18 protein-coding genes are annotated in these 21,973 nt (G+C 67.5%); 9 read left to right on the top strand and 9 right to left on the bottom strand.

Translation table 11 applies throughout. The features are described from left to right. Positions 1-87 precede the first annotated feature (87 nt). The gene (locus tag OG300_RS32565) at positions 88-1,350 is read left to right on the top strand and encodes an FAD-dependent monooxygenase (RefSeq protein ID WP_405487633.1); all 1,263 of its coding nucleotides are present in this window, start codon (positions 88-90) and stop codon (positions 1,348-1,350) included. Between the two features lie 32 nt (positions 1,351-1,382). Here OG300_RS32565 and OG300_RS32570 read toward each other — a convergent pair whose 3' ends face one another. Genes OG300_RS32570 through OG300_RS32590 form a run of 5 tightly spaced genes read right to left on the bottom strand, consistent with a single transcriptional unit; the run spans position 1,383 to position 7,576 of the window. Continuing rightward, the gene (locus OG300_RS32570; RefSeq protein ID WP_405487635.1) at positions 1,383-2,024 is read right to left on the bottom strand and encodes a hypothetical protein; all 642 of its coding nucleotides are present in this window, start codon (positions 2,022-2,024) and stop codon (positions 1,383-1,385) included. Positions 2,025-2,062: 38 nt separating this feature from the next. Next, positions 2,063-3,745: an ABC transporter family substrate-binding protein gene (locus OG300_RS32575; RefSeq protein WP_405487637.1), complete on the bottom strand. Its 1,683-nt coding sequence runs from the start codon at positions 3,743-3,745 to the stop codon at positions 2,063-2,065. A 44-nt stretch (positions 3,746-3,789) separates the two neighbouring features. Continuing rightward, on the bottom strand, positions 3,790-5,649 hold the full coding sequence (locus OG300_RS32580; protein ID WP_405487639.1) for a dipeptide ABC transporter ATP-binding protein: 1,860 nt from the start codon (positions 5,647-5,649) through the stop codon (positions 3,790-3,792). Then, positions 5,646-6,599 (bottom strand): ABC transporter permease, encoded by a 954-nt coding sequence (locus OG300_RS32585; RefSeq protein WP_405487641.1) that lies wholly within the window; start codon positions 6,597-6,599, stop codon positions 5,646-5,648. Before OG300_RS32585 ends, OG300_RS32580 begins: the two co-directional genes overlap by 4 nt. Further along, positions 6,599-7,576 (bottom strand): ABC transporter permease, encoded by a 978-nt coding sequence (locus OG300_RS32590; protein ID WP_405487643.1) that lies wholly within the window; start codon positions 7,574-7,576, stop codon positions 6,599-6,601. Before OG300_RS32590 ends, OG300_RS32585 begins: the two co-directional genes overlap by 1 nt. 247 nt (positions 7,577-7,823) lie before the next feature. On the opposite strand from OG300_RS32590, the gene OG300_RS32595 reads away from it, so the two are divergent. Then, entirely contained in the window at positions 7,824-8,624 is an 801-nt protein-coding gene (locus OG300_RS32595) for an HAD family hydrolase (RefSeq protein WP_405498767.1), read from the top strand. A gap of 73 nt (positions 8,625-8,697) precedes the next feature. On the opposite strand, the gene OG300_RS32600 is transcribed toward OG300_RS32595, so the two are convergent. Beyond that, positions 8,698-11,022, bottom strand: coding sequence for an N-acetylmuramoyl-L-alanine amidase (locus tag OG300_RS32600; RefSeq protein WP_405487645.1), 2,325 nt, complete (start codon positions 11,020-11,022; stop codon positions 8,698-8,700). A 172-nt stretch (positions 11,023-11,194) separates the two neighbouring features. Here OG300_RS32600 and OG300_RS32605 point away from each other — a divergent pair, with 172 nt between their 5' ends. Beyond that, positions 11,195-12,577 (top strand): SpoIID/LytB domain-containing protein, encoded by a 1,383-nt coding sequence (locus OG300_RS32605; RefSeq protein ID WP_405487647.1) that lies wholly within the window; start codon positions 11,195-11,197, stop codon positions 12,575-12,577. 150 nt (positions 12,578-12,727) lie between these two features. Here OG300_RS32605 and OG300_RS32610 read toward each other — a convergent pair whose 3' ends face one another. Beyond that, positions 12,728-13,228, bottom strand: a complete 501-nt coding sequence (locus tag OG300_RS32610; RefSeq protein ID WP_405487649.1) for a MarR family winged helix-turn-helix transcriptional regulator — start codon at positions 13,226-13,228, stop codon at positions 12,728-12,730. Positions 13,229-13,329: 101 nt separating this feature from the next. On the opposite strand from OG300_RS32610, the gene OG300_RS32615 reads away from it, so the two are divergent. Together OG300_RS32615 and OG300_RS32620 are read left to right on the top strand one after the other, a co-directional pair. Further along, positions 13,330-14,241 (top strand): EamA family transporter, encoded by a 912-nt coding sequence (locus OG300_RS32615; protein WP_405487651.1) that lies wholly within the window; start codon positions 13,330-13,332, stop codon positions 14,239-14,241. A gap of 35 nt (positions 14,242-14,276) precedes the next feature. Then, positions 14,277-14,918, top strand: a complete 642-nt coding sequence (locus OG300_RS32620; protein ID WP_405487653.1) for an NAD(P)-dependent oxidoreductase — start codon at positions 14,277-14,279, stop codon at positions 14,916-14,918. An 81-nt stretch (positions 14,919-14,999) separates the two neighbouring features. Here the strand turns inward: OG300_RS32620 and OG300_RS32625 are convergent, their stop codons facing one another. Further along, the gene (locus OG300_RS32625) at positions 15,000-15,734 is read right to left on the bottom strand and encodes a S1 family peptidase (RefSeq protein ID WP_405487654.1); all 735 of its coding nucleotides are present in this window, start codon (positions 15,732-15,734) and stop codon (positions 15,000-15,002) included. A 281-nt stretch (positions 15,735-16,015) separates the two neighbouring features. Between OG300_RS32625 and OG300_RS32630 the strand changes: the two genes are divergently transcribed. Next, positions 16,016-16,468 carry a DUF4189 domain-containing protein gene (locus tag OG300_RS32630; protein WP_405487656.1) on the top strand — a complete coding sequence of 151 codons (453 nt, stop codon included), beginning with the start codon at positions 16,016-16,018 and terminating at the stop codon, positions 16,466-16,468. Between the two features lie 182 nt (positions 16,469-16,650). On the opposite strand, the gene OG300_RS32635 is transcribed toward OG300_RS32630, so the two are convergent. Next, positions 16,651-17,871, bottom strand: coding sequence for a hypothetical protein (locus OG300_RS32635; protein WP_405487658.1), 1,221 nt, complete (start codon positions 17,869-17,871; stop codon positions 16,651-16,653). A gap of 354 nt (positions 17,872-18,225) precedes the next feature. Between OG300_RS32635 and glf the strand changes: the two genes are divergently transcribed. The 3 genes from glf to OG300_RS32650 are packed head-to-tail and all read left to right on the top strand — an operon-like array spanning position 18,226 to position 21,949. After that, the gene (gene glf / locus OG300_RS32640) at positions 18,226-19,425 is read left to right on the top strand and encodes a UDP-galactopyranose mutase (protein WP_405487660.1); all 1,200 of its coding nucleotides are present in this window, start codon (positions 18,226-18,228) and stop codon (positions 19,423-19,425) included. Continuing rightward, a complete protein-coding gene (locus OG300_RS32645) occupies positions 19,422-21,368 on the top strand; it encodes a glycosyltransferase (RefSeq protein ID WP_405487662.1) in 1,947 nt (648 codons plus the stop codon). The genes glf and OG300_RS32645 overlap by 4 nt, the downstream gene beginning before the upstream one ends. Then, positions 21,365-21,949, top strand: coding sequence for a phosphatase PAP2 family protein (locus OG300_RS32650; protein ID WP_405487664.1), 585 nt, complete (start codon positions 21,365-21,367; stop codon positions 21,947-21,949). Before OG300_RS32645 ends, OG300_RS32650 begins: the two co-directional genes overlap by 4 nt. Positions 21,950-21,973 lie beyond the last annotated feature (24 nt).

The raw sequence follows: 21,973 nt of genomic DNA on the forward strand, positions 1-21,973 counted from the left end.
ACGCACCCGGCGTCGATACCTCTGGACACACCGGTAGCGGTGGACTCGTGTCGGGACCGTTCCAACGCGGGAAGAACACAGGGAGGCATGGGGATGGGCGTCGACGGCACCGAGCGGGAGCAGGCGATTCGGTCAGGGGATGGCGCGATGGGCAATCCGACGGTGTTGATCGCCGGTGCGAGTATCGCGGGGCCCGCGCTGGCCCATTGGCTGCGGCGGCGCGGGGCCGATGTCACCGTGGTGGAGCGTGCGCCCGAACTGCGTCCCGGCGGGCAGGCGGTGGATGCGCGCGGAGTGACCAAGGAGGTCATTCGGCGGATGGGTCTGGACGACGCGGTGCGCGCGGCCCGCACCGAGACCGCGGGCGCGTACAACGTGGACGCGGACGGGCAGGTGCTGGAGACCTTCCGGGCGGACGACGACGGCGGTGACGGCTACATCTCGGAGATCGAGATCCTGCGCGGCGACCTGTCCCGGGTCCTCTACGACGACACCCGTGACGGTGTCGAATACGTCTTCGGTGACCGCATTTCCGAACTGACCCAGGACGCCGACGGTGTCGACGTGGTCTTCGAGAGCGGCGACCGCCGCCGCTTCGACCTGGTGGTGGGCGCGGACGGCCTCTATTCGTCGTTGCGCGCCATGGTCTTCGGACCCCACGAGCAGTTCGTCCGCCACCTCGGCCACGGCCTCGCCTTCTACACCGTCCCCAACGAGTTCGGCCTGGAGCGCTGGCTGATCGACCATCAGACGCCCGGGCGCTCCGCCGGTCTCCGCCCCATCCCGGACCCCACCCGCGCGATGGCGCTGTTCACCTGGGCCGCACCGGATCTCGACGTCGACTACCGCGACGTGGAGGCGCAGAAGCGCCTGCTGCGCGAGCGAATGGCGGGGATGGGCTGGCTGACCCCACAGATCCTGGCGCACCTGGACGATGCCCCGGACTTCTATCTGGACCAGGTCGCCCAGGTGCTGATGGACAGCTGGTCGAGCGGCCGGGTGGTGCTGCTCGGCGACGCGGCGTTCAGCTCGTCACCGCTGTCCGGCCAGGGCACCGGCCTAGCCCTGGTCGGCGCCTATGTCCTGGCCGGAGAGCTGGCCGCCGCCGCCTGGAATCCGAAGGCGGCCTTCACCTCCTACGAAACCCGGATGCGCTCGTTCGTCGAAGCCAACCAGGAGATCGGCCGCCAGCACGCCCGCAGCCTCGAGGTGCCCGCGCCCGACGCCGATCCGAATGCCGAGCCCGAATGGGACCTCGATCTGATCGACCGCGCGATCAACGGCATCGAGCTGCCCGACTACGCGGACCTGCCCGACTCCGCGAAGGCGGATGAAGCAGCCAAATCCTGAGTGCTGCAAGTCTTTTCCGGAGCTGACACCGGCTAGCTCGGATCCGAGCCACGGATCGCGGCCAGCCAGACGGCGGCGGAGGCGGCCACTACGGTGGCCGCCGCGAAAGCCGTTGGCCCGCCGCCTCCGATGTACACCCACATCAGTCCGATGAGCGGGGCCGCGATGGCGGACTGCGCATCAAGGAGCAGGTGGCGGCCGTGACCCGACCGGGTAATCGCCGCCGGATCGGGTCGGCTGGGATTGTCGATCAATTTGCCGACCGGCTCCGAATTCCGAATACGCCCCGAGGGATACAGACGTTCGCCGTCGATATGTATTGCGCGCCCACTCAATTCGGCGGTGTCCTGCGTCATGCTGAGCAGCGACGGCTCGAAAAATACCGGCAGCCAACAGTTCTTGCCACCGATGGTGAACTCCAACCAGGACCGGCTCACCAGCCGATGCTGCTGCCGCACCCGCCGCACCGCCACCTCCCGAGCGGGTGACGCCCCCGTATCGGGGCTGCCCACCTTGGCGGCGGGCAGCCCGGCCGGCAGGTACCCGAATGCCAGCCCAGCCTGAAAACCGCTGTACCCCAGCACGATCAACGCCACCGTGTACAGCACGGCCGCCTGCTCCGGATCGGCGAACGGGACCCAGGCGAGGGTTATCGCCAGGGTCCCGATCGTCACGAGCGCCGGATAGGCCAGGGGATGGCCCATCCGGGAATTCACTTCAGGAAACCGATTTTGGTGTAGTCGAGGCTGGACAGACCCGCCGCGCCGTAGTTGGCGAGGTTGGCGCGGACGGCGAGGTTGCCGGGGGACTGCAGCATCGGCAGCGAGTGACCCTCGTCGAAGATCGCCTTGTCGACCTGGTTGGCCAGGTCGATGGCCTTCTGCGGATCCAGTTCCGACACCGTCTGCTCGATCAGCGCGTTGAGCTGGTCCGAGCCCACCCGGCCGTAATTGCCCTGCACGTCACCGGGGTGGTAGCCCCAGATCTGGTCGAGGCTGCCGAGCGGGAACAGGTCGCCGACCCAACTCCACTGCGCCACATCGAAATCGCCGGGCTGGATGACCTTGGTGAAGAAGTCCTGGCCGGGCTTGGTGTCGATGGTGAGCTTCACGCCGATGGCCGACAGGTTCTGCTGGATGATCTGGGCCATCTGCACCCAGGTGTCGTCCTTGTACATGACATCGCGGATCTCGAGCTTGCGCCCGTCCTTCTCCCGGGTGGCGCCGGGGGACGGCGCCTTCCAGCCCAGGTCGTCGAGTTCCTTGGCGGCCTCGGTGGGATCGAAGGTAGGGGCGTTGTCCTGGTAGCCGTTCTGACCCGCCATGTAGACGTGATTGTTGAGCGGTTTCGGGTCGGCGACGAGTCCGCTCTGGATGGCGGTGGCGATGCCCTGCCGGTCGATTGCCTTGCCGATGGCGACCCGCAGCTTCGGGTCAGCCAGGATCGAGCCGGGCGCACCGTTGAAGGTCAGGTGCGACCACTGGCTGCCGGGCGCACGACGAATTACTACGCCCTGGGTGTTCTGCGCGGTCTTGAGGTCGTCGCGGCTACCGATGCCGACGGCGTCGATCTCATTGTTCTGCAGCGCGGGGACCAGCGCCGCGCTGTTGAGGATGGAGAAGGTGATGGTGTCCAGCTTCGGCGTCGCACCCCACCATTTCGGGTTGTGGCCCAGCACGATCCGGCCCTGACCGCGATCGGTGGACTGCACCACGAACGGGCCCGCCGTGGCGCTGATCGCGTCCACCTGGCCCTTGTTGAAGACGTCCGGTGTACCGGTCGCGGACTTCGGCAGCAGGAAGGAGTTGCCCGCGAACTGGCCCTTCCACTCGGCGAAGTGCTTGCCGAAGGTGACGACCGCCTGCCGGTCGTCGGTTCCCTTCTCGACCTTGTCGACGCGATCCCAGCCCTGATTGTTGGCGATCAGGTAGCCCTTGTCGCGCCCGCTCAACGCCTGCGCCTGCGAGGCGATGTCCTCCCAGGTGATCGGCGTCCCGTCCGACCACACGGCCTTCGGGTTGATCGTGTACGTGACCTGCTGCGGGTTGGTGTTGGTCAGCTGGACATCGGTGAAGAAGTCGGTGTCGACCGAAAGATTGCCCGACGCATCGGATTTGAACGCGCGCGGCATCATCGACCGCTCCACGCCCATCACCTCGGCGTCGTTGCCGTCGACGGACAGCGTGTTCCAGTTCGGCGGATACGCCGAAATGGCCAGCCGCAGATTGCCGCCGTCCTTCAGATCCCCGACGTCGTGCGGGTTGATGTCGCTGGTGGTGCCGAGTTCGGCCTTGCCGGTCCCGGGGGTGGTGTCGTCACCACCGCAGCCGGTCGCCACCAGTGTCACGGCCACCAGTGGGACCGCGAGCTTTATCCCGATCGAGCGAATCCTCACCGGTTGCTCCTTCCGTCGAAGTTCTGCTGGAACACTTTTCGCCCCTACCCCGAAACCACCGGGACGGGAACGGCGTCGATGAGGGCGCGGGTGTACTCGTGCCGAGGATTCTCGAAAACCTGCTCGGCCGCGCCGTATTCGACGAGTTTCCCCTGATACATGACGGCGATGTCGTGCGCGAGATTGCGCACCACCGACAGGTCGTGGGAGACGAAGAGGTAGGACAGTCCGCGCTCGGCCTGCAAGTCGCGCAACAGGTTCAGCACTCCGGCCTGGATGGAGACATCCAGTGAGGAGACGGGTTCGTCGAGTACCAGGATCTCCGGATCCAGCGCCAGCGCCCGCGCGATATTGATGCGCTGCTTCTGGCCGCCGGAGAAATCGGCGGGATAGCGATCGGCGTGCTCGGGCCGCAGTCCGACCAGTTTCAGCAAATCCCTTACCCGGCCCTGGATTTCATTCGACGGCCGACCGTCGATGCGCAGCGGTTCGGCCAGCGCGTCGAAAATCGGCAGCCGGGGATCCAGGGATGCGGACGGGTCCTGGAACACGATCTGCAGTTTGCGCCGGATCTCGCGGCGCCGGGTCTTAGTGAGGGCGGCGACATCGCTGCCCAGCACCTCGATGCTGCCGCTCTCCGGTGCGATCAACTCCATGATCTGGGTCAGCGTCGTCGATTTCCCGGAACCGGATTCGCCGACCAGCGCCAGCGTCCGCCCGGATTTGATCTCGAAGCTGACCCCGTCGACCGCCTTGACCTCACCGGTGCGGCGTTTGAACACCACCCCGCTGGTGATCGGGAATGTCTTGCGTAGCTCCGAAATCCGCAGCACCACCCGCTCATCGGTGGAGACCGGGGTGGGCACCGGCGGCACTTCGCGGCGGTACGCGGTGAACAGCGCCTCGCTGCCGACCTCCGCCACCCGGATGCACGCGGCCCGATGCCCGGGGTCGGTGTCCTGCAGCGGCGGTTCCGCGATGTGGCAGTCGTCGATGGCGACCGGGCAGCGCGGTGCGAACGGGCAGCCGTCCGGTAGCGCGTGCATGGCGGGCGGTGCGCCGACGATCGGCACCAGCGGCGCGCGGGCCGGACCGTCCAGTCGCGGAATGGAACCCAGCAGGCCCACCGTGTACGGCATCCGCGGCGACTGGAAAAGTTCAGTGGTGCGGGCGGTTTCGACGATGCGCCCGGCGTACATGACCGCGACCCGGTCGGCCAGGGTGGCCGCGATCCCCATGTCGTGGGTGATGAAAACGACGCCCGCGCCGGTGATGTCGCGTGCCTTGCGCAGCAGGTTGAGGATCTGCGCCTGCACGGTCACGTCGAGCGCGGTGGTCGGCTCGTCGCAGATGATCAGTTCCGGATCATTGGCGATGGCCATGGCGATCACCACGCGCTGCCGCATACCGCCGGAGAACTCGTGCGGAAATGCCTTGGCGCGCACCGCCGCCTCTGGAATGCCGACCAGATCGAGCAGCTCGACCGCCCGGGCGGCGGCGTCCTTCTTACCCATCTTCCCGTGTGCCAGCAGTGCTTCGGCGATCTGATCGCCGACCCGGTACACCGGCGTCAATGCCGAGAGCGGGTCCTGGAACACCATGGAGATCTTGCTGCCGCGCAGTGCCGACAGCTGCCGGTCACCCATGCCGAGCAGTTCCTGCCCGCGCAACCGGATCGACCCCTGCACGCGCGCCTGATCGGGCAGCAGCCCCATGACCGCCAGCGAGGACACCGATTTCCCGGACCCGGATTCACCGACGATGGCCAGCACCTCACCGTCGGCCACGGTGTAGTTGACCCCGCGCACCGCGTCGATGCGGCCTTCCTCGCCGGGAAAGCTCACCCGCAGATCGGAGACCTCGAGCAGCGGCGCGGTGGTGGCGCGAATTCCCTTGTCGGTCATGCCTTGGCCTTTCCGGCGGCACCGGCTGCGGCCGCGCGGTTGGTGCGACGCGACCGGGCGCGCTGGGAGCTCGGGTCGAACGCGTCACGCAGGCCGTCGCCGACGAGGTTGGTGCACAGCACGGTCAGCACCAGGGATCCGCCCGCGAACATGAACAGCCACGGGTAGGTGAACGCCGAACTGGTGCCGGACGCGATCAGCGTGCCCAGCGACACGTCGGGCGCCTGCACACCGAATCCCAGGTAGCTGAGCCCGGTTTCACCGATGATCGCCGCGCCCACCGAGAGCGTGGTGTCGATGATCAGGATGGAGGCGATGTTCGGCAGGATGTGGGTGGTGATCACCGTCCAGGTCGACGCACCCATATACCGTGCGGCCCGGACGAATTCGCGTTCCCGCAGGCTCAGGGTGAGACCGCGGATCAGTCGAGCGCTGATCATCCAGCCGAACCCCGCGAGCAGCGCGATCAGCAGCAGGATGCTGCCGCTGCCCTTGGCACGCGGCGCGAACAGCGCCACGACGATGAAGCTCGGCATCACCAGCAACAGGTCGACCAGCCACATCAGCGCCAGATCGGTCCAGCCGCCCAGCAATCCGGCCACCGAGCCGACGAAGGCCGCGACGATCGCCGATATGAACGCCACCGAGAAACCGATGACCAGCGACTTCTGCAGACCGCGCAGCGTCTGCGCGAGCACATCCTGCCCGATCTGATTGGTGCCGAACGGATGCCGAGAGCTCGGCGGCTTCAACAGCGCGGTGTAGTCGAGCTGCTGGTAGTCGTACTTCAGCAGTGGCGGCAGCGCGAAGCAGAGGATCAGCATCAGCAGCAGGATGGTCAGCCCGGCCACCGCGGGCTTGTTGCGCAGGAAGCGCCGGAAGACCAGTTTGCGGCGACCGGCCGCCGCGGGTTCGGGCGCACCCTGGACGATGATTTCGGTTTCGGTCATCACGCACGCACCCTGGGATCGAGAATCGCGTAGACGATGTCGGACAGCAGCCCCGACAGCAGGATCACCAGTGCGATGAACGCCGTGATGGTCACCACCGGATACAGGTCCTGCAGGGTGATCGAATCGACCAGCCACTCACCGACGCCGTGCCAACCGAAGATCTTCTCGGTGAACGTCGCGCCGGTGATCAGCGCGCCGAAGCTGTACGCGAACAGCGTCGCCATCGGGATGAGCGCGGTGCGGAGGCCGTGTTTGTAGAGCGCGCGGGAACGGCTGAGCCCCTTGGCCCGTGCGGTGCGGATGAAGTCGCTCTGCAGCACGTCCAGCATGGCGTTGCGCTGATAGCGGCTGTATCCGGCTGCGGCGGTGAGGATCAGGCCCAGGGTGGGAACGATCATGTGCTGCAACCGGTCCACGAACTGGTTCCACACCCCGTGCACCGCGTTCGCCGAGGTCTGACCGGTGTAATAGAAGATCTGCGAACCGGTGGCCGTATTGATCTCGAACGCACCGTATTTCAACAGCGTGGCGAGCAGGAACACCGGCGTGCTGAGGATCAGCAGTGACAGCGTCGTGGTCAGGTAGTCGCTGAATTTGTACTGCCGGATCGCTCCGGCCGCACCGACCAGCACTCCGAGCAGCGTGCCGATGATCGAACCGACAAGCAGCAGCCGCAGACTCACCCCGATCCGGCGCGGCAGCTCCTGGCTCACCGGCTGACCGGCCAGCGTCTTGCCGAAGTCACCGTGGGTGACGATGCCGCCGACCCACTCCGCATAGCGTTGCGGGATCGGCACATCCAGCTTCAGCTCGTCGCGTTTGGCGTCGATCACCGACTGCGGGGGACGTGGGTTGCGGTGCTCGAGGCTGTCCAGTGGGCGGAACGTGAGCGACGCCAACGCGAAGGTCAGGAACGACGCCAGCAACAGCAGCACGACATAGTTGAGCGCACGTCGCAGCAAAAAACCGGCCATCATTCCCTTTCGGGGTCGAATTCTTCCCCAGATCATAGGGACAGGAATCCGTAAACGCGGGGTACGGAGGGCAGACGCACCGGCCGCCCGTGTGTTATCGCGAGTGGCGCGGCGTGCGCGCGGCGGCCTCGGGACCGATGCCGGAAAGGTCTCGTTTGTGCGCCGTCGTCCGTAATCCAGCGGCGGCTTCGCGCGGGCTCGAGGCAGGATGGAGTAGGTGACCCACTTTCACCTGCCCAAACCCAAGATGGTCGCCTCCGATGTGGACGGCACGCTCATCGACCACCGGGAACAGGTGAGCCCGCGCACCAAGGCCGCGATCGACGCACTCATCGCGGACGGCGTGCCGTTCGTGCTCGCCACCGGAAGACCGCCGCGGTGGATCGATCCCGTGGTCGACGGACTCGGTTACGCGCCGCTGTGCGTGTGCGGAAACGGCGCGGTCATCTACGACAGCGCCACCGACCGGGTGCTCGACACCCACACCCTCGATGTGGAGACCCTCACCTGGGCCGCGGAGTTGGCCGAGCGCCTGCTCCCCGGCTGCGGCCTGGCCGCCGAACGCGTCGGGCTCTCCGCGCACGACGCCGCCACCCCGCAATTCGTGAGCTCCCCGGAATACGAGCACGCCTGGCTGAATCCCGACGACACCCAGGTCTCCCGCGCCGAGGTGATCGCCGCCCCCGCCATCAAAATGCTGATCCGCCTACCCGGCGCGGCCAGCGGCGACATGCGCGCGGCCCTGGAACCCGCGCTGTCCGGCCGAGCCGACCTCACGTACTCGACCGACAACGGCCTGATCGAACTCTCCGCTCCCGGCGTCTCCAAGGCCACCGGATTGGCCACCGTCGCACAGCGACTCGGCGTCCAGCACAGCGCGTTGATCGCCTTCGGTGACATGCCCAACGACGTCCCCATGCTCCTGATGGCAGGCCACGGCGTAGCCATGGCCAACGCCCACCCGGAGGCCTTGGCCGCCGCCGACGAGGTCGCCGCCGCCAACCACGAGGACGGCGTCGCCCGCATCCTCGAACGCTGGTGGTCCTGAACCCTTTTCATGATCAAGGAGCTCCCACCGTGCGAATTCGGAATTCGCGGTGAGAGCTCCCTGATCTCGGTATTCAGTTGGCGGTAGCGTTCGGAATAGCCTGGGGGTTGGCGAGAACGGAGGGGATCGGCTTACCGGGAGCTGGATCCTGTACTGCGCCATAGTTGTTCAGGACCGTGGTGACTATGCCGGTGAGCTTGTTGAAGATGAGTGCGCCGTTCTGGAAGTCGGAGCGCATGCCGTCCTGGACGGGGTATTCGTTGCTCATCGGCATGCCCAGGATGCCGCCGCCCGCGCCCATCTGCAGGAAGCGTTCCATGATGCGGCCGATCACCGAGAAGACCTGACCCGACGGCGACGAATACACGTAGCCGTTGGTGAATTCGCCGTACTGGCCGCCGCTGGTGGTGGAGACCGGCGTCAGTGTCGGTTGTCCCAGTGGGCCGTTCGCGCGTCCCTGCTGATCCCAGTAGCGGGCCACCGGGCTGCGGTCGAGCATCTGCAGCAGTTTGTCGGTGAGGTCCGCGAGGGTGGCGAGGTCGGCCTGGGTGCCCGCGTCGGGTGCGGTGGGGGCCTGCGGGGCTCCGGCGTCCTGGTGCGGTGCCGGGCGCGCCGCTTTCTGGCTGGGCACGGTGGTGCTGCCCGCCGTGTCCGCCGCGATCTGGCGGATCTTGTCCATCAGCGCGTAGGCGGCGTCACCGGGGCAGGTGGTGTTGCCGACATCGCGGTGCGCGAAGATGTTCGGCAGCTTGACCGCTTGTCCCAGTGGGTATTTCGTGTAATCGCTGCCCTCGGAGTACAGCGTGCTCGAGCCCTTGGGATCGATTCCGGCCACCTTGGCGCGCCAGCCGATGTACTTGCCGACCGCCTGGATCGACACGTCGGTGGGCGCTTCGTCCTCGTAGTCGCCCATGATCGACACCCCGGCGGTGTTCTCGTTGAAGCCGCCTGCGTGCGCGCCCTCGACCGGCCGATCCAGCCCGCCGTAGCGGCCCTCGAAGATCTGCCCGTACTTGTCGACCAGCGCGTTGTAGCCGATGTCGCACCAGCCCAGCGTCTTCGCGTGATACGAGTAGATGGCGCGCACGATGCCCGCCGACTCGGCCTTGGTGTAGTCGTTGCGGCCGGCCGTGTGGTGCACGGTGATCGCGGCGACGCCGTCGTCGTAGGTGGGTTCCTCGCAGCGCAGCGATTCGTCCGCACCCCACTGCGCGCGGGTGATCACCTTCGGGCCACCGCCGGGCAGCGGAGCCGCCACATTGGAGAGGTTCTCGTCGATAGTGCCGCGGCCCGGATCGATGAGCACCGCCGCCAGCTTCTCCAGATCGATCTGCGCCGGATCGGCCGAACCGTGGTCCAGCGGTGCGGGTTCCGCGGGTGCGGCGACCGGCTTGCGGGTCACCAGCAGCTGCACCGACTTGGTGTTGCCGACGTAGATGGGTTCGGTGCCCGCCTTGCGGTCCGGCACCGGATGGTCGCGGCCGGTTTCGGTTTCGGCGTCGTACCAGGGACCCCAGCTGCCGTCGGGGCGTTTGGCGCGCAGCTTGGTGGTGGTCCCGGCCAGGTCCGGGGCGGTGAGCGCCACCATGCTGAACGGGGTGTCGCGACTGAGTTCCTTGACCTGCGCGCCGACCTTGCTGACCAGGTCCTGCGGCACCGCGCCCGCGGCCAGCGCGGGCGAACTCGGATCGCCGGTGAGACCGGGAACCGGGCGGGGGCCCTCCACCGGAGCGGCGGCGGGGGTTTCGGGATTCGCGCCGGGGTCGCCGGGGGCGGCCGGTTCGGCGTCGTCCGGTGCGGCGGCGGGAATCTCGGCGGGAGCCGGGCTGTCGAGGGCCGGGCTCTGGGGAGCGGAATCCGCTGGGGCGGAGGAAGGTTCGTCGATCGGGGCGACGTCGGGCTCGTCCATCTTCGCGGGAGCGAATGCCGGGACCACGTAATGCCCTGCGCCGGAGCGGTTTCCGCGATTCGATCCGGGCTGGATGGACGGTTGCCTGCCGCCGCTGGGCCGGGTCGACTGGGTCGGTGGGGCCTGGCCGCCGGAGTGATCGCCCCCGCTGAAATCCGGTAGCGGGATCGAGCTGGGTAGATGCACGCCCGGCGGCACGGGTAGTCCCGGTGGGATCGGGATCGACTTGGGTAGCGGCAGCATCCGTAGGTCGGACAGCCGTAGGTCCGGCAGGTTCAGCCCGGTGAGTTCGCGCAGCGGCAGCACGATGTCGGGTGCCGAGGCGAGGGCCACCTCGGCCACCGTCGCTGGTATAGCTGCCAGATTGCTTTGATCAGTAACCCGGACATCCCGGGCGTCGCCCAGCGCGAGGATGCCGACGGGCACCGTCAGCGCCAGTGCGGTGACTAAGGGGAGCGTATAGGCGTGTTTTGGTCTGCTATAGGGCACGAGTTTCTCCCATTCCAGGTAAATCGGTCATACCGCGCCCGGAGTGCTTGGTTGCTTCTCGGCGCACCAACGATCACAATAATCCCTGCTGTCACATTCTCTGAACATATGGTTGAGGCTTAGCCTTGGGTAACTCGAATGTAGCTTCGGCCATCGAAAGAACGGGTATGACATGCCGAACGGGTACCTGGCCGGGCGTCGTAACCGCCGCCGCCTGCTCACCCTGACCCTGTCCGTCGCCGCCACCACCGGCGGCACCGCGATCATGCTGTGGGCCTGGCCGGACACCGGCATGTTCTTCACCGCCGCCGCCGCGGGCCCGGGTCACGGCCGCGGGCTCAGCCAGAACGGCGCCTTCGACAAGGCCGTCGCAGGCTGGACCGCCGACCGCATCCTCGCCGACTACTACCCCGGCGCGAACCTCGCCGACATCGGTGCCACCACCGTCAGCGTCCGCCTCATGGAACGCGACGACAAAGCCCTCGACGTCAGCTCCGCCTCCGACTTCTACGTGGCAGGCCGCCGTGTCATCCCCGGCCAGGCCGCCCACCTCACCCCCACCGCAACCGGCGCGGACGTCACCATCACCCAGGGCTGCGACGGAAACACCCTCTGGGAAGGCAACACCGACGACCCCTGGGCCTACCCCGTCGACAACGGCGTCAACCGCCCCGCCGAGGAAGCCCTCGAGATCTGCGGCGGCAACGACTACCGCGGCGTCCTGGGCGTAGCCCTCGATGGCGGCGCCTTCCGCACCGTCAACGACGTCGACGTCGACGACTACCTCCAGGGCGTCGTCCCCGCCGAGGTCGTCCCCGGCTGGGCCGACCAGGGCGGCGCGGAAGCCCTACGCGCCCAGGCCATCGCCGCCCGCTCCTACGCCCTGGCCGAAACCCGCTACCCCTACGCCAAGACCTGCGACACCACCGACTGCCAGATGTACCCCGGCACCGACAAGGAAGACCCCCGCACCACCACCGCCGTCAACGACACTGTCGGCCAGGTCCTGGTGCGCGACAACCACATCCTGCGCTCGGAATACTCCGCGGCACCGGACGGCGGCACCCCGACACCGGCCAGCACCCTCGAAATCGGCCCCGCCCTATCGGATTTCCCGTCAGCGCAGACTTCATTGCTCCCGGACATTCCCGGCTTGACCACCCCGGCGACCCCGGCGGAACCGGATTCGAGCGTTCCCGTCGAACCGAACCCGGCCTCCCCGCCCGACGCGGTGACCCCCGATTCGACCACCCCGGCCCCGAATGCGGCAGACCAAACAGGTACCACCCCAACACTTCCCAATTCGGTCCGCCCCGCCCCCGACAATCGCAACCGGGTCAACATCCCCATCCCACTCCCCATTCCGGGCAGTGTCGATCCGAACAGCATGCTGTCCGACACCCGCTGGAATCCCCAGCCCGCCATCCCGGCCGCACCACTGAATCCCCCGACCCCGGGCCAGACCCCCATTCCCAACACCGCGTCGACCCCCACCCCGCCGACCGCCCCCACCCACCCGCTTCCGGGGAACAACACCTCCGCGCGAGTCCGCTGAGCTGTTCGTCGTCGTCGACATCGGCGACGACTCTCGACACCCCAGCGCCTCTTGCCGTGAGTTATTCGAGAACGAAAACTGAATCACCGCAAGGCTATTCGGCGAATAGAGGGCGGCGCTTCCTATTGGAAGCGCCGCCTTCTCTGCGTTTCAGTCCAGGGATGTGTCGCCGAGGGATTCGGAGAAGGTGCGCAACAGGGTGGTCAATTCGGTTCGGGCGGTGGGGGACAGGGCGGTGAGGAGGCGTTCTTCGTTGGCTACGTGGAGGGGGAGGAGGGTGTCGACCAGGGTGCGGCCGGTGTCGGTGAGGTGGACTCGGATGGCTCGGCGGTCGGCGGGGTCGGGGACTCGGTCTACCCAGCCTTTGGCTGTCAGGCGGTCTATGCGGTTGGTGATGGCGCCGGAGGTGCGCATGGCGGCTTTGTTGAGATCGCCTGCGGTGAGGCCGGATTCGTTGCCGGAGCGGCGGAGGGTGGCGAGGACGTCGAACTCCCAGAACTCCAGGCCGTGGGAGCGGAAGAAGGTGGCCAGTTCGCGGTCGAGGAGGGCGGAGAGGCGGGTGATGCGGCCGATCACCTCCATGGGGGAGACGTCCACGTCGGGGCGCTGCTGACGCCAGGCGGCGGTGATCAGGTCTAGCGCGTCGGGCATGCGGCTCCTCCGGGCGGAATAATCTCAACGTTGAGATACTTGACGTTGAGGTATTCGGATGGTTTTATCTCAACGTTGAGATTATCAATGAGGAGTTGACGATGACCACGGCGCGCGGCGGAATGGCCGGAACCCTTGCCCTGACCGGCCTCGCACCGCTGGTCTGGGGGTCCACGTATGCGATCACCACCACCTACCTGCCGCCGGACCGGCCGATGTTCACCGCGCTCATGCGGGCCCTTCCGGCGGGACTGCTGCTGCTGGCCATCACCCGGAAACTGCCGCACGGGCAGTGGATCTGGCGGGTCGGGGTGCTGGGGCTGCTCAATATCGGGCTGTTCATGCCGATGCTGTTCCTGGCCGCCTACCGGCTGCCGGGCGGGGTCGCGGCGGTGCTCTCGTCGGCTGCGCCGCTGTTCGCCCTCGGCGTGGCCGCGGTCGCGCTGAACGAAAGGCCCACGGCGCGAAAGGTTCTCGCGGCACTGATCGGCTTGCTCGGTGTCGCGCTGGTGGTATTGCGCGCCACCGCTGTCCTCGACACCGTCGGGGTGATCGCGGGCCTCATCGGGGCGGCGTCCATGGGGGCGGGGACCGTGATGACCAAGCGCTGGGGACGGCCCGAGGGAATCACGCCGCTGGCCATGACCGGCTGGCAGCTCACCGCGGGCGGCCTGATCCTGGTGCCGATCGCCCTGATCATCGAGGGCGCGCCGCCCGCGCTGGACGGGCGTGCCATCGGCGGGTACCTCTACCTCGGCATCATCGGCACCGCGATCGCCTATGTCCTCTGGTTCCGCGGAATCGCCCGCGCCAGTGCGACTTCGGTGTCGCTGCTGGGGCTGCTGAGCCCGCTCTCCGCCGCCGTCATCGGCTGGATCGCGCTCGGCCAGGCGCTGGCCCCGCTCCAGGTGCTCGGCATCGCCATCGCGCTGGGCGGCACGCTGCTCGGGCAGACCGGCAATGCCCCGCGTCCGGCGGCACCGGCGCCGGAGCCCGTCAAAGCTGCGGCCTGACAACGTATTTCGATCACACAGGGAGCTGAATCATCATGCAGATCACCGTTTTCGGGGCGGCCGGTGCGGTCGGCAGCCGGGTCGTCACCGAGGCCCTGAACCGCGGCCACAGCGTTCGCGCCGTGTCCCGCTCCATCGAGCGCCTGCGCGGACTGCCGGAAGAAGTGGAGCTCTGGGAGGGTGACGCCTCCGATCCGGCGGCTGTCGAAAAAGCCGCTACCGGAGCCGATCTCGTCATCAGCGCCACCCGTCCGGCACCGGGTAGTGAACACGAACTGGCCGAGGCCGCGGCCGCGCTGCTCGCGGGATTGGTGGGCACGGGCGCCCGCCTGCTGGTGGTCGGGGGCGCGGGCAACCTCGTCGTCGCGGGCACCGGCCGCACCCTCGCCGAACAGCCGGACTTCCCAGCGGAATTGGGTCCGATCGCCGAAGGCTGCAAGCGTCAGTTCCAGGTCTTCCACGAGGCCGCCGACCACACCGTCACGTGGACCTACCTCAGCCCGGCCGCGCTGCTGGAACCCGGAATTCGCACCGGCGCGTACCGTCGCGGCACCGACGAACTCATCGCCGACGAGGAAGGCAACTCTGCCATCTCCATGGAGGATCTCGCGGTCGCGCTGCTCGACGAGGCCGAGCAGCCGCGCCACCATCGGGCCCGCTTCACGGTCGGCTACTGACTCGGATACCGCAGCGCCGCACAACAAATCGGGGCGTGACCAGCCAGGCTGGTCACGCCCCGATTCGGGTATACGCAGAACTCAGGAGAGGCGGAAGCCCGCGCCCGCGCCGCCCTGGCGGTCGATGTCCGCGAGCACCGAGGTGATGTTGGTGGCCAGTTCCGGCTCGTGGATCAGGTTGCCGCCGCCGGTGCACAGGGGCAGCTCGATGCTGATCGGCCCGGCGTTGAAGTCGGTGCCGGCCACCACCATGCCGACGAGCTGATCGCCGCGCAGCACGGGTGCGCCGGAGTCGCCGTGGTTGGCGCAGACCTGGCTGCGGAACGACAGCGCCTTGGTCTCCCAGACCGGACCGCAGGTGAAGCCGGTGGTGCGGCCGTTCTTGCAGACGTTCTCACCGATCTGCGGCGGTGCGCCGATGGTGTTGATGGTGGTCTGCGCGACCTGGCGGGTCGGGATCACCCGGGCCGGGTCGAAAACCATGATGCCCCAGTCCATATCGGAGCTCTTGGCCGCGATCACGCCGATCCCGCCGCTGCGGGTGTACTCGGCGGCGACGCGCGCGCCGACCTCACCGCAGTGCCCGGCGGTCAGGCCGACCAGCTGGTTGGTGCGGTCGTAGCCGACGGCGGTGAGGGTGCAGTTGTTGACGCCGTCGGGGTCGGTGAGGTCCTCGACGTACACACCGGAACCACCGCCGAGCGTCACCGGGGCGGCCGCGTGCGCGGGACCTCCGGCGACCAGCAGGGTGGAGCCCAGGGCGGTAACGGCGACGGCCGCCCAGTGCAGAACTCGGGCACGGCCCGCTGTGAACATGGGTTTTCCTCATCCCCCGAAGCATCGAAATCGCTGCGCCCGGAAATCGGGAATCCGACAGCGCGCGCGTGGATCCTGTCACGGCGGCGTCCGCTCAGGCAAGTCCCGGCGGCGATGACCGATACGGTGACCTATTCGGAACGCTATGCCGGGCAGTGGCTTACGACTTGGCGCTGTCGGTACCCCGTGATAGAAATCGGGACAGGTGGTGAGCAGTGCCACCGAATGCAACCGGAAGCGGCCCATATTCGTCGGCCGCTCCCAAATGGGGAGAATTTCGAATGGCTTTCTCGGGCAAACTCGCCCTGACCATGTTCGCGTCCGTCATCGTGGCGACTTCGGCGGGGGCCGGCTCCGCACACGCCATGGAACGCGGACCCGACGGCTCGCTCTACGGCTCGCTCGCACTGGGCACCGATGGCGGCACCTTCTACGGCGCGGCCTGGAACTACCCGGACTGGAACTCGTCGGACGCCGACGCCCTCGGCCAGTGCGGCCACCAGGGCTGCGATGTGCTGGCGCAGTTCCGGGACGGCTGCGGCGCCATCGCCGAAAGCGCCGACCACCAGTACTACCACGGCGGCACCGGCCGCAGCCGGTACGAGGCGGAGCAGGACGCCATGAACCGCCTCACCAACTGGATGCCCGCTCCGGCCACCCCGATGTTCGGCAGCTCGGCCCCGCCGAAGCAGAGCGTGCACGTCCGCTACACCCAGTGCACCGACGGCGCATAGTCGTTCGTCGATTCACACCCTGAATTTCGAGGGGTCGACGGCGTGAGCGTGTTCCGAATCACCTTGGCGTGAAACGGAATATGGCCGAAATTCCCTCGGTGAACAGGAAAATAGAACGGCCGCCCGGTATTTCGACCGGGCGGCCGTTCCATTTTCGACATCGTGCTGTCGAGTAGGAAAAACTAGACCGCGCACATGGATTGCATGACACCGCGCAGGATCGGCGCACCGTAGGTGGCCGGAGCGAAAGCCAGCGTCTGAGCGATGCCCAGCGGCGTCGTGATGGTGGAGGCGACCCCGGTGAAACCCGCGATGGTGGAGCCGACCGTCAGCAGCAGGCTGGTGGTGTCCAGCGCGAAAGTGACCAGCGCGAAGACGTTCTCGACCTTCACGTCACCGAGCGCGACGGTGTTGAGCCCGCGGCCCTCGTAGATGTCGAAGCCCAGGTTGGCCAGGAAGGTCAGCGGGCCGTAGTCCAGCGCGTCCACGATGGGGCCGAGCTGCTCGGTGCGGCGCAGCATCATGATGTCGGCGACCCGGTTGTCGTGCAGGAAGCCCTGCAGCGCATCGGCATTCGCGTCGACGGTGTTCGCGTCCACCGGCAGCGACGCGGTGGTCAGGAACTTGCGGGTGCGCTCGACCAGGTCGGAGGTCTTCAGTTCGGCGATCGGGGTGCAGGTGCCGTCCGCCTTGACCACCTGGTTGGCCAGGTCGATCAGCGGCTGCGGCAGGTTCACGTGCTCGTCGGGCAGCTCCAGCCGCAACTTCTGGTAGACGCCGGAGGTGTTGCAGCCCAGCGACAATTGCGACTGCACCGCGCGCGCCAGCGACTTCACGCCGTTGAACAGCGCGCCGACGATCGGCTTGAGCACGAAGCCCGCGGTGGGCACCAGGCTGGCGGCCAGCTGCGCCGGGATCTTCACGATGCGGGTGGCGAGGATGAAGACCTCGACCACGTCGCGCACCTTCAGCTGCGAGATCGCGATGGTCTGGTCGATGCGGCCGCTGTGGATGCCGTCGAGGTTGTTGACGATGTAGGTGACGATCGGGTCGTCGAGGAACTGGGTGCGATCGTTCACCTCGTCCGGCGCGAGCGGCAGTCCGTTGCGGTGCACGTGAACCGTCGCGATGTTCTGCCGGAAGTCGTTGACCGACTGGTCGTAGGCCGCCTGCTGTTCGGTGGGGACGACGGTGCGCACGGCGGTGGCCGCGGCGGTGACGATGTCGTCGAAGGTGGGGGAGGCATTGCCGCAGACCGGGTCGGCGTCGGCGATGGCCGTGGTGGCCAGGGTGTCGGCGTCGTCGGCGCGGGCGGGGGCCGCGCCGGGGAACAAGGCCGCCGTGCTGAGCATGGCGGCGATGGACAACGCGCCCACGACGGGCGCGAGGCGGGTCAATCGCATAGGGGTTTCGGTCTTCCGGTGGGCAGGGGCTCCGCCGCGTTGTACGAGCTCACGGCACAAACTGGTCGGGTGCTCAGTTCGAGTGCATATGAAATACAGCCCTCGTTACGCGGTTATCGGCCATTTCGTGAACAGTGCGCGAAGCTCTCGCGAAAAATCCCCCGCCCGAGGGACGCAGGCCGGGATACGAGTCCGTAACCCGGGCAGCCGCCGAATCGGCCGACCCGGCCGCGACGGGCGCAACCCCGGTCCGAACCCGCAGTTACCGGGCCGCAAACGCGGCTTTCGGGCGACGGGGTGCAAACCTGCACAGCGGGCGCACGCGCGCGGGCCGTGCCGGTAGTCTGGGCGACCGTGACCGTCGCATCCCCCTTCGATCTCATTGTTGTCGGCTCCGGCTTCTTCGGGCTGACCGTCGCAGAACGCACCGCCAACCTGCTGGGAAAGCGGGTCCTGGTGGTCGAGCGCCGCTATCACCTGGGCGGAAACGCTTATTCGGAGGCGGACCCCGAAACCGGCATCGAGATCCACAAGTACGGCGCCCATCTCTTCCACACCTCCAACAAACGGGTGTGGGACTACGTCAACCAGTTCACCGAGTTCACGAACTATCAGCACCGCGTCTTCGGTCTGCACAAGGGCCAGGCGTACCCGCTGCCCATGGGACTTGGCATGATCTCCCAGTTCTTCGGCCGCTACTACACCCCGGACGAGGCGCGCGCGCTCATCGCCGAGCAGTCGGCCGAGGTCGACAGCAAGGACGTGACCAACCTCGAGGAGAAGGGCATCTCGCTGATCGGCCGCCCGCTCTACGAGGCGTTCATCCGCGACTACACGGCCAAGCAGTGGCAGACCGACCCCACCGAACTGCCGGCGAGCATCATCACCCGGCTGCCGGTTCGCTACACGTTCGACAGCCGCTACTTCAACGACACCTACGAGGGTCTGCCCAAGGACGGGTACACCGCGTGGCTGGCGAAGATGGCCGACAACGACCTCATCGAGGTCCGCACCGACACCGACTGGTTCGACGTGCGCGACCAGATCCGCGCCGAGAACCCGGACGCCCCCATCGTCTACACCGGCCCGCTCGATCACTACTTCGACTACAGCGAGGGTGAACTCGGCTGGCGCACCATCGATTTCGAGACCGAGGTGCTGGAAACCGGTGACTTCCAGGGCATCCCGGTGATGAACTACAACGATGCGGACGTGCCCTTCACCCGCATCATCGAGCCGCGCCACTTCCACCCCGAGCGCGACTACTACCCCACCGACAAGACGGTCATCATGCGCGAGTTCTCGCGCTTCGCCCAGACCGGCGACGAACCGTACTACCCGATCAACACCCCCGAGGACCGCGCCAAGGTGATCGCCTACCGCGAGCGCGCCAAGGCCGAAACCGCTTCGGCCAAGGTGCTTTTCGGTGGCCGCCTGGGCACCTACCAGTACCTGGACATGCACATGGCCATCGGCGCCGCGCTCAGCATGTTCGACAACGTGCTGCGCCCGCACCTGGAATCCGGCGCACCCCTGGCGGATGTCGCCGAATGACCGCCCAGCTGACCCGAGAAGACATGATCACCGAGACCCGCGCCAAGTCACTGCTACAGCGCGTCATCCTGCCCCGGCCGGGTGAGCCCCTCGACGTGCGCAAGCTCTACCTCGAAGAGTCCGACACCAATGCCCGTCGCGCGCATGCCATCACGCGCACCGCGCTGGCCATCGGCGCGGAGTCGGAGGTGTCGTTCTGCACCTACTTCAACGCCGTGCCCGCCAGCTACTGGCGGCGCTGGTCGGTGCTGAAGTCGGTGGTGCTGCGCCTGGAGCTGTCCGGCCACGGCCGCGTCGACGTCTACCGCTCCAAGGCCGACGGCTCCCGCATCCACGTGCAAGGCGACGAGTTCAGCACCCCGGGCGACGGGGCGGCCGCGGCCGACTTCGTCGAATTCGAGGTGGATCTGGGCCCGTTCGAGGACGGCGGCTGGATCTGGTTCGACATCACCACCGACAGCCACGTCGAAATGCGCAGCGGCGGTTGGTACGCGCCGATCGAAGCGCCGGGTGAGGGCAGCATCGCCGTCGGCATGCCCACCTTCAACCGGCCCACCGACGCGGTGAAGACCCTGACCGCCCTCGGCTCGGATCCATTGGTGCTGGCCAAGATCAAGGCCGTCATCATTCCGGACCAGGGCACCCGCAAGGTGATCGACGAGCCCGGCTTCGCCGAAGCCGCCGCGCGCCTGGGTGATCGGCTGGCCATCCACGACCAGCCCAACCTCGGCGGCTCGGGTGGCTACAGCCGCGTCATGTACGAGGCGTTGAAGACCACCGACGCCGAGTTCATCGTCTACATGGACGACGACATCGAGATCGAGCCCGACTGCATCCTGCGGGCGCTGGCCTTCTCGCGATTCGCCAAGTCGCCCATCCTGACCGGTGGTCAGATGCTCAACCTGCAGGAGCGCTCGCACCTGCACGTGATGGGCGAGGTGGTGGACCGCTCCATCTTCATGTGGACCGCGGCCCCCAATGTCGAGTACGACCACGACTTCTCCAAGTACCCGCTGCGCGACCGCGACAACTCCAAGCTGCTGCACCGGCGCATCGACGTCGACTTCAACGGCTGGTGGACCTGCGTCATCCCGCGCAGCGTCGCCGAGGAGCTCGGGCAGCCGCTGCCGCTGTTCCTCAAGTGGGACGACGCCGAATACGGTTTGCGCGCAAGAGAACACGGCTATCCGACGGTCACCCTGCCGGGCGCCGCGGTGTGGCACATGGCCTGGTCCGACAAGGACGACGCCATCGACTGGCAGGCCTACTTCCACCTGCGCAACCGCCTGGTCGTGGCCTCGCTGCACCTGCCCAACGACGGTCGCCCGATGGTGGTCAACACCATCAAGGCCACGCTGAAACACCTGCTGTGCCTGGAGTATTCGACGGTCGCCATCCAGAACGAGGCGATCCGCGACTACCTCGCCGGTCCGGAGAAGTTGTTCGAACTGCTGCCCACCGCACTGGGCAAGGTGCACGGCATCCGCAAGGAATACCCGGACGCGGTGGTGGTGCCGTCCTCCACCGACCTGCCCCTCGCCAGCCACTCCGAGGTCGGCGCGGTCGGCGAGCCGGGCAACCCGCTCGCCAAGGTGGCCCGCCTGGGCAAGGGTGTGCTGCACAATCTCCGCAAGGCCAACCCGAAGCATCACGAGACGCCGCAGCTGAACGTCCCCACCCTGGACGCGCGCTGGTACCTGCTCTCCCAGGTCGACGGCGTCACCGTCACCACCGCCGACGGACGCGGCGTGGTCTACCGCAAGCGCGACACCCGCAAGGCCGCCGAGCTGTTCAAGGAAGCCATGCGGTTGCGCAAAGAGCTGGCCGAGCGTTTCCCGGAGGTGCGCGAGCAGTATCGTCGCGCGCATTCGCAGCTCACCAGCACGACTGCCTGGGAAGACTGCTTCGGCATCGACACGGACGCGAGGAAAGAAGCCAAATGACCGCTGCCACCTCCGCCTCCAACGCGGACCGCGGCCTGCGCGTTGTTCCCGACGCGCCGGCGACCCCGTCGGCCTCGCCCGCCGAGGTCAAGATCATCAACCTGGTGCAGGGCACCATCGGGCGGAACCCGAACGTGGTCAAGGCCGCTCGCGGCATGTCCCACTTCGGTGAGCACTCGCTGGGCTGGCTCGGCATCGCCGCGGTCGGCGCGCTTCTCGACAAGCCGCGCCGCCGCGAATGGGCCGGGGTCGCCGTCGGCGCGTTCGGCGCGCACGCGGCCTCGGTCGTGCTCAAGCGCGTCGTCCGGCGCAGGCGCCCGCACGATCCTTCCGTGCAGGTCAACGTGTCGACGCCGTCGAAGCTGAGCTTCCCGTCCTCACATGCCACCTCCACCACGGCGGCGGCTGTGTTGCTCGGACGGCTCACGGGGCTACCCTTGCCTGCGGTGCTCGTCCCGCCGATGCTGCTGTCCCGGGTAGTGCTCGGTGTGCACTACCCGACCGACGTACTCGCCGGCTCCGCGCTGGGCGCGGCATCAGCCGCCGTAGTGCTAGCCGCCGAAAAGAGACTCTCGAATTGACCGCCCAGGAAAGAGCCATCGTTG

This window comes from Nocardia sp. NBC_00511 (genome assembly GCF_045161165.1).
GTDB lineage: Bacteria > Actinomycetota > Actinomycetes > Mycobacteriales > Mycobacteriaceae > Nocardia.